Source organism: Thermosulfurimonas sp. (assembly GCF_015491435.1).
Taxonomy (GTDB): Bacteria; Desulfobacterota; Thermodesulfobacteria; order Thermodesulfobacteriales; family Thermodesulfobacteriaceae; genus Thermosulfurimonas_A.
This window is the reverse complement of record NZ_WFVX01000011.1, coordinates 1-6,068: the sequence shown is the minus strand read 5'-3', so window position 1 is coordinate 6,068 and position 6,068 is coordinate 1. Positions and strand designations below refer to the sequence as shown.

General features: G+C 57.7%; 7 protein-coding genes and 1 other RNA gene. All 8 read right to left on the bottom strand.

Annotated features, from left to right (window positions below; all coding sequences use genetic code 11):
- Positions 1 to 31 precede the first annotated feature (31 nt).
- Positions 32 to 392: a transfer-messenger RNA gene (gene ssrA, locus F8J34_RS00505) on the bottom strand.
- Positions 393 to 465: 73 nt separating this feature from the next.
- Entirely contained in the window at positions 466 to 921 is a 456-nt protein-coding gene (gene smpB / locus F8J34_RS00500; protein ID WP_297055238.1) for an SsrA-binding protein SmpB, read from the bottom strand.
- A 53-nt stretch (positions 922 to 974) separates the two neighbouring features.
- Complete coding sequence (gene yedF / locus F8J34_RS00495; protein WP_297055231.1) at positions 975 to 1,571, bottom strand: sulfurtransferase-like selenium metabolism protein YedF; 597 nt, start codon at positions 1,569 to 1,571, stop codon at positions 975 to 977.
- A gap of 136 nt (positions 1,572 to 1,707) precedes the next feature.
- Entirely contained in the window at positions 1,708 to 3,219 is a 1,512-nt protein-coding gene (locus F8J34_RS00490; protein ID WP_297055229.1) for a DegQ family serine endoprotease, read from the bottom strand.
- Entirely contained in the window at positions 3,219 to 4,208 is a 990-nt protein-coding gene (locus F8J34_RS00485; RefSeq protein WP_297055227.1) for a diadenylate cyclase, read from the bottom strand. The genes F8J34_RS00490 and F8J34_RS00485 overlap by 1 nt, the downstream gene beginning before the upstream one ends.
- Positions 4,198 to 4,776, bottom strand: a complete 579-nt coding sequence (locus tag F8J34_RS00480; RefSeq protein WP_297055224.1) for a ribonuclease H-like domain-containing protein — start codon at positions 4,774 to 4,776, stop codon at positions 4,198 to 4,200. Before F8J34_RS00480 ends, F8J34_RS00485 begins: the two co-directional genes overlap by 11 nt.
- Positions 4,773 to 5,636: a peptidylprolyl isomerase gene (locus F8J34_RS00475; protein WP_297055221.1), complete on the bottom strand. Its 864-nt coding sequence runs from the start codon at positions 5,634 to 5,636 to the stop codon at positions 4,773 to 4,775. The genes F8J34_RS00480 and F8J34_RS00475 overlap by 4 nt, the downstream gene beginning before the upstream one ends.
- A 29-nt stretch (positions 5,637 to 5,665) precedes the next feature.
- Positions 5,666 to 6,068: diaminopimelate epimerase (gene dapF, locus F8J34_RS00470; RefSeq protein WP_297055218.1), on the bottom strand; the 403-nt coding region annotated here is incomplete at its 5' end.

Below are 6,068 nucleotides of genomic sequence, written 5' to 3'. Positions count from 1 at the left end.
GTTCATAAGTCCGCAAGAAATCGTTAAAAATTGGTGGAGGCGGCGGGAATCGAACCCGCGTCCGGAGGTGCTTCAGCCTAAACTTCTACGTGCGTAGCCCGGGTAGCAAATCTCGGCCGGGAGAGAAGACCCGGGCGCTTCCTCCCGACCCAGCCTGCAGGATTCTCGGTTTAAGGGAGGCAGGCACCCCCTTAAACCCAGCCCGCTAACCCGTCGCCCCGGGCTTCCCGCGGGCCGAGGAAAAACCCGGAGCGGGCGGCTCTATCCTTTAGGCCGCCAGAGCGTAGGCGTACTCGTCGGCACTTGTGTTTTCCCCACCTTTTTTACGAGGCGGTGGGGACCTCGGCACGCCGTTTAGGCCTACACACCCCCGTCGAGCCCACTTCGCCCCCGCTTTTAAAAGAACAAACCTCTACTACCATCCAAGATAACGCCTCTTCAGACTTTGTCCAGGGGAAGGAAAAACTATCGCAGCTTGCCTTTATAACGTCGCCTTAAGGCCCGCTCCTCCTCGCGACGTTTGATGGTCTCCCGCCGGTCGTAAAGCTTCTTACCCCGGGCCAGGGCCAGCTCCACCTTGGCCCAGCCGTCCTTAAAATAAACCCGCAGAGGAATAAGCGTATAGCCCCTTTCCGCCACCTTTCCGGCCAGACGGTTAATCTCCCGCTTGTGAAGAAGGAGCTTACGCGTGCGACGGGGATCCTCAAACTGGGCCTCCCGGGAGAAGGGATAAGGGCTGATGTGCATGTTGTAAAGAAAGACCTCCCCGTTAATCACCCGGGCAAAACTATCGGCCAGATTGACCCGGCCCATGCGCAGCGACTTCACCTCCGGACCGGTGAGCACAATGCCGGCCTCGTAGGTCTCCTCTATGTGATAGAGATAGCGGGCCTTTTTATTGGTAGCTACAGTCTTTTCCATCTCTTCACCCAGAGAGTAACTTAACACGAAGCGGGGAGGAAGGCTACGGACAACTAAGGCCGGAGCACCCGATCGGCCCGCATCAACAAAGACAATATCTCGTACATGTTGCTGGCCTGACCCACCCGCAATTTATCTTCCAGATCATAATGCGAAAGGCAGGTCCAGCAGGAAAAGATCTTTACCCCCTTCTCCTCCAGCTCTCTTAGCACCGAAAGGACCGGTGAACCCTCCACGGTAAGGAAAACCCCCCGATTATAAAAGACCAAAGCCTGTGGAAGCGGAGAAACCTGGGGGAGAGTGCGCAGAAAATTGAGCAGGAGTTTACGACCCAGTTCTTCATCCCCCTCCCCCATGCGGTCCGAATCTACCAGAATCACCCGAAATATCCCCTCCGGACGCTCGCACGAGACCCCCTCCACCGGACGGCCACTACCCTTCTTGACCACCTCCAGGATAAAATATCCCGCCTCCTCCTTCACCTGCAAAGGATACCCCTGCGAAGAAACAAACCGGGAGACATTCTGGACCGCCGCCTCATTATCCACCAGTACCCGCAGCACCTCCCCTTCGGAAAGCCCCTCCAGGGCCTCCTTGGTCTCCAACACCGGCTGCGGACAGGCCAAACCCCGACAATCTATCTCCCGCATAACCCGAACCCTCTACCGTATCTTACTTTTTAAGTTATTGAATGTTTCCCATAAATCAAATTGAAAAGTTCAATAAATAGACCGAGCAAAGATTTAGGCTTCGGATGAGAGGGCGGGTCCGAAGACCCGCCCTGGATTAACGGGAAAGGACCACGAAGCGGCGAAAACGCTGATCTCTTACCAGCATAAGAATCCGCCCGGACCTCAGGGAAGGCCGCAGGGCCTCATAAAACTCTTCCAGGGTCTTAACCGGCTTGCGGTTGACCTCTTCAATAAGCTGCCCGGGGCGAAGGCCGGCCATAGCCGCTGGACTACCCGGAGCCACCGCGGAAATGACCACTCCCTTTCGCACCCTGTAACCCAGTTCCCGAGCCAGATCCGGGGTGAGTTCCCGAACCCGGAAGCCCATTTCATCCAGAAATTTCTCTACCGCCGGAGCCGAGGCCACCTCCTCGGCCCGCGGGAACTCCCCGATGGTCACTTCCAGGGTGATCCGGTGTCCCTCACGGATAACCCCGATGGGGACCCGGGTCCCGGGATGGGTTAGCCCTACAAAGGTGCGTAACTCCGAGGAATTCCGCACCGGTTTTCCGTTGTAGCTTACGATCACGTCTCCCCGCTTAAGACCGGCCTTGGCCGCCGGCGACCCCTTCATGACCTGGGCCACCAGAGCCCCTTCCGTACTCTTGAGCCCGAATTCCTCGGCCAGAGCCGGAGTAAGATCCTGCACCACCACCCCCAGCCATCCCCGGACCACCTTACCCTTTTTGATCAGCTGCTCCGCCACCGCCTTGACGATATTGATGGGGATGGCAAAACCTATCCCCATGTATCCGCCGGACCGGGTAAGGATGGCGGTGTTCATCCCCACCACCTGGCCCCGGAGATTGATCAGCGGACCTCCGGAATTGCCGGGATTGATGGCCGCATCGGTCTGAATGAAATCTTCGTAATCGGTAATCCCCAGCCCGCTTCGCCCTTTGGCACTCACTATCCCCACGGTAACCGTGTGGCTTAGCCCGAAGGGGTTACCGATGGCGATTACCCATTCCCCCACCTGGATCTTATCCGAATCTCCCAGAGGAATGGTGGGAAGATTCTTCCCGTTTATCTTGAGCACCGCCACATCGGATTGCGGGTCCCGCCCCAGGACCTTGCCCCGATAGGTGCGTCCATCCGCCAGCTGTACTATGACCTTGTCCGCCCCGGCCACGACATGGTTGTTGGTGAAAATGATCCCATCAGGACTCACAATAAACCCCGAACCGGCCCCCCGTTCCTTAAACTTTCGGGGAACCTGCGGGAAAAAGCGGTGCAAAAAATCATCTCCGAAAAAGTCGAAAGGAAAGGGACCGAAAGGAAAGGGCAGGGGTTCCTTCCGGATCACGGTCTTCTCCACCTGGATGAAGACCACCGCCGGAGCGGCCCTCTTCACCACCGCGGCAAAAGCCCGGGATACCGCCTCGGCGATCTCCAGATCGCGCGAAGAAACAGGAGGAAGCGTTTTTTTCTGCACCCTGCTGCCGGGTTCTACCCTTTTGACCCGAAAGAGACTATCCCATAGCCCCGGAGCAGCCGAGGCCGGAAGCCCCAACATGAAGAAAAACAGAAGACCTAGGGCATATATCTGGATCCTTCTCCGGTACATCAAACGCCTCCTTTCAAGGTTTTGGGTTCATGGGGCCATTCCGAGGGAGCCCGCGGACCCGCATAGAAGGCCCGGCGCCACTCGGTTTCCGGCCCCAGAGGATGGGGTTTCTCGATCTCCATCACGATCTTTCCGTTGCGAAACACGGTTACCGTCCCGGTGGATTCGCTCACAGTAATGGCCACCGCCCGGGTAAGCGCGGTAATGGCCGCAGCCGAACGATGCCGCGCCCCCAGACCGCTCGGGATCTCCTCGCTTACCACCCCGGTGCGAATATAGGCCCCGGCACTCTCGATTACTCCGTCTCCCCGGATGACAAAGGCACCGTCCAGGAGGGCGAATTCCTTGACCGTCTCCTCCAGGTGAGGATCCAGGATATTGCGTTCATTTTCCGGGTAGCCCCGAAAGGGATTGATGACCATCTGATCACAGTGTTGCAGAACCTGATCCGTATCTCCCAGGATAAAACAGGTTCCCACGGGTTTGCCCTCTCGCCCCTGGGTGGCCAGGATGATGGCCAGCGATAGCACCCTCTGGAAGACCTCCGGTTTCACGATCTCCTTGAGATCCTCGAGTTGCGAAATGGCGAAGATCTCAAACTCGCTCTCCAGATCCAAAATAAAAAGACTATCCAGGTGTCCGCTTTCCGCCACCCCAGAAAGGCAGATCAACAGATCCCGGTGCGTAAATAACCCCCGGGCCACCCCGATGAGCACCGCCACCTTGACCTGTCCCAGCCGGGTGAGTTTGATCTCCGGCACCAGGATCACCTCCGCCCCCTCCGGAGGAGAGTAATTCTCCTCCCGGGTAACCAGAACCAGTCTATGTCCCCGGATGTGCTGAAGGAACCTCCCCAGCTCCTCTCCGCTGGGAAAAACATCGGCATAGACCAGGATGGCGCTGGAGGGAAGGGCTTCGCTTAGATCCGCCGCGTAGTGCAAAAACTTTTCCGTAATCGTCTCCCGCTGATAGTCCTTTTTATCCTCCACAGGCCGCCTCCCCGAACTCGCCTTGCCGGAACAGGATGCAGGCCTTCTTCAGCAAAAACCGGAGATTGCTTACATCCTCTCGATTATAAAGCAACAAGGTGCGCAGGGCCCGACGATCCTTTCGCTGGACCCATCTTTGCCAGAGCTTGACCGCATCGTAACCGGAAAGCCCCCGCGTCCTGCGGGAGAGGCCGAAAAGAACCTCCAGTTTCTTCAGCCCTCCTCGATACCCCAGCTGCCGGTAAAGCTGACACAGGTCCAGATGTAGAAGGGGGGTGGATAGCTCCGGGAAGCGGGCCCGGAGAAAAGGAAGATCGAAGCGGGCCCCTCCGAAGGTTACCCATACCGGGTATCGCGCCAGATAGGAAACGCCCTTTTCCAGATTAAAACCGGCCACAAAGGCCCGATAGCGCCTCTCCACCATGGTTCCCAGCACGGTAATGCCGTTCCTTTCCTTGGAGAGACCTTCGGTTTCTATATCCAGAAAAAGGATATATCTTTCCGGGTCCCGGCGAAGCCCCAGAGCCAGATCCGCAGGGAGCCCTTCCAGATAAACATCTGGGATCATGGAAGATTCTCCAGATGCACCTCCACCGGGTATTTCTTACGTAATTCGCGCAGGAGCGCCATCAGGCGCTGATTCTTTTTTTCCTCCAGGAGATCCTTGCGTACCTGCTCTTTCACCTTTTTATAGGGCTGAACCTGAGCCGGTATGCGCGCCGAAACCCGTACAATATGATACCCGAAACGGGTCCGGATCGGCGGACTGATCTCTCCCACCTTGAGCTTAAAGACCGCCTTTTCGAACTCGGGAATCATCTGGCCCCGGGAAAAGAGCCCCAGGTCTCCGCCCTTGTCCCTGGTGCCAGGGTCCTGGGAATATTTCTTGGCCATGGTGGCAAAATCGGCCCCGGCCAGAAGTTTCTGCCGGATCTCCCGGGCCTTGGCCAGCGCCGCGGCCTCGGTTTTCTTGTCCGCCCCCTCCGGAACCCGAATCAGAATGTGCTGGGCCTGAATCCTTTCCGGAAGGGTATAGTCTTTCTTGTGCCGGAGATAATACCGCTGCATCTCGGCCTCGGTGACCTTAAGCCCAGAAAGGACCTTCCTTTCAAAATAATGCCGGGCCAGAATCATGCGCGTCTGTTCCTCTATCTCGGCCCGGATCTGGGGATCTTTCTCCAGCCCGGCCTCCTTTCCCCCAAGGCCCAGAAGGTTGATCTCCACCCAGCGCTCCACCAGAACCTTCTTCATCTCCGGTTTAAGGGAAAGGAGGGCTCGCAACTGGGGATTCTGGGCAAGCTCTTTGGCAAAATCCGCCCGGGTAAGGGTGTAGGGCCCCACCCGGGCGATGACCGTCGAATCCTTAGCCTGGACCGGAAAAGTAAAAAGAAAGAAAAAAAGAACGACCCCCCAGCAAACTCTGGACATTATTTCCTCCTTTGTCTCTTTTGGGTATTCTAACACCCGGATTTTTCGTCCGAAAGGGCTTCTGGATGGAGAAAGGCCCGATAGATGCGACGGGTCTCCCCCTCCAGAAAGATCCTTTCCTCCTCAAGATAAACGCGAAGGACCTCGCCTCCGCGGGTACGGACGGAGACCGGCGGGGAGACCAGGCCCAGTTTTACCGCCACATAGGCCGCAGCCGAGGCCCCGGTACCGCAGGCCAGGGTCTCGCCCTCCACCCCGCGCTCATAGGTGCGCACCGAAAGCCCTCCCCCAGGGAGGACCTTAACGAAGTTCACGTTGGCCCCGGCCGGGGCAAAGCTTTCGTGAAACCGGATCTTTCGCCCCAGCTCCTCCACGGCCACCCCCTCAAGATCCTCCACTAAGACCACGGCATGCGGAACCCCGGTGTTTACG

What these genes read in the sequence shown, in the direction of transcription:
- smpB (WP_297055238.1), bottom strand. Translation starts at nt 921, where the DNA reads ATGGAAAAGACTGTAGCTACCAATAAAAAGGCCCGCTATCTCTATCAC.
- yedF (WP_297055231.1), bottom strand. Translation starts at nt 1,571, where the DNA reads ATGCGGGAGATAGATTGTCGGGGTTTGGCCTGTCCGCAGCCGGTGTTG.
- F8J34_RS00490 (WP_297055229.1), bottom strand. Translation starts at nt 3,219, where the DNA reads ATGTACCGGAGAAGGATCCAGATATATGCCCTAGGTCTTCTGTTTTTC.
- F8J34_RS00480 (WP_297055224.1), bottom strand. Translation starts at nt 4,776, where the DNA reads ATGATCCCAGATGTTTATCTGGAAGGGCTCCCTGCGGATCTGGCTCTG.
- F8J34_RS00475 (WP_297055221.1), bottom strand. Translation starts at nt 5,636, where the DNA reads ATGTCCAGAGTTTGCTGGGGGGTCGTTCTTTTTTTCTTTCTTTTTACT.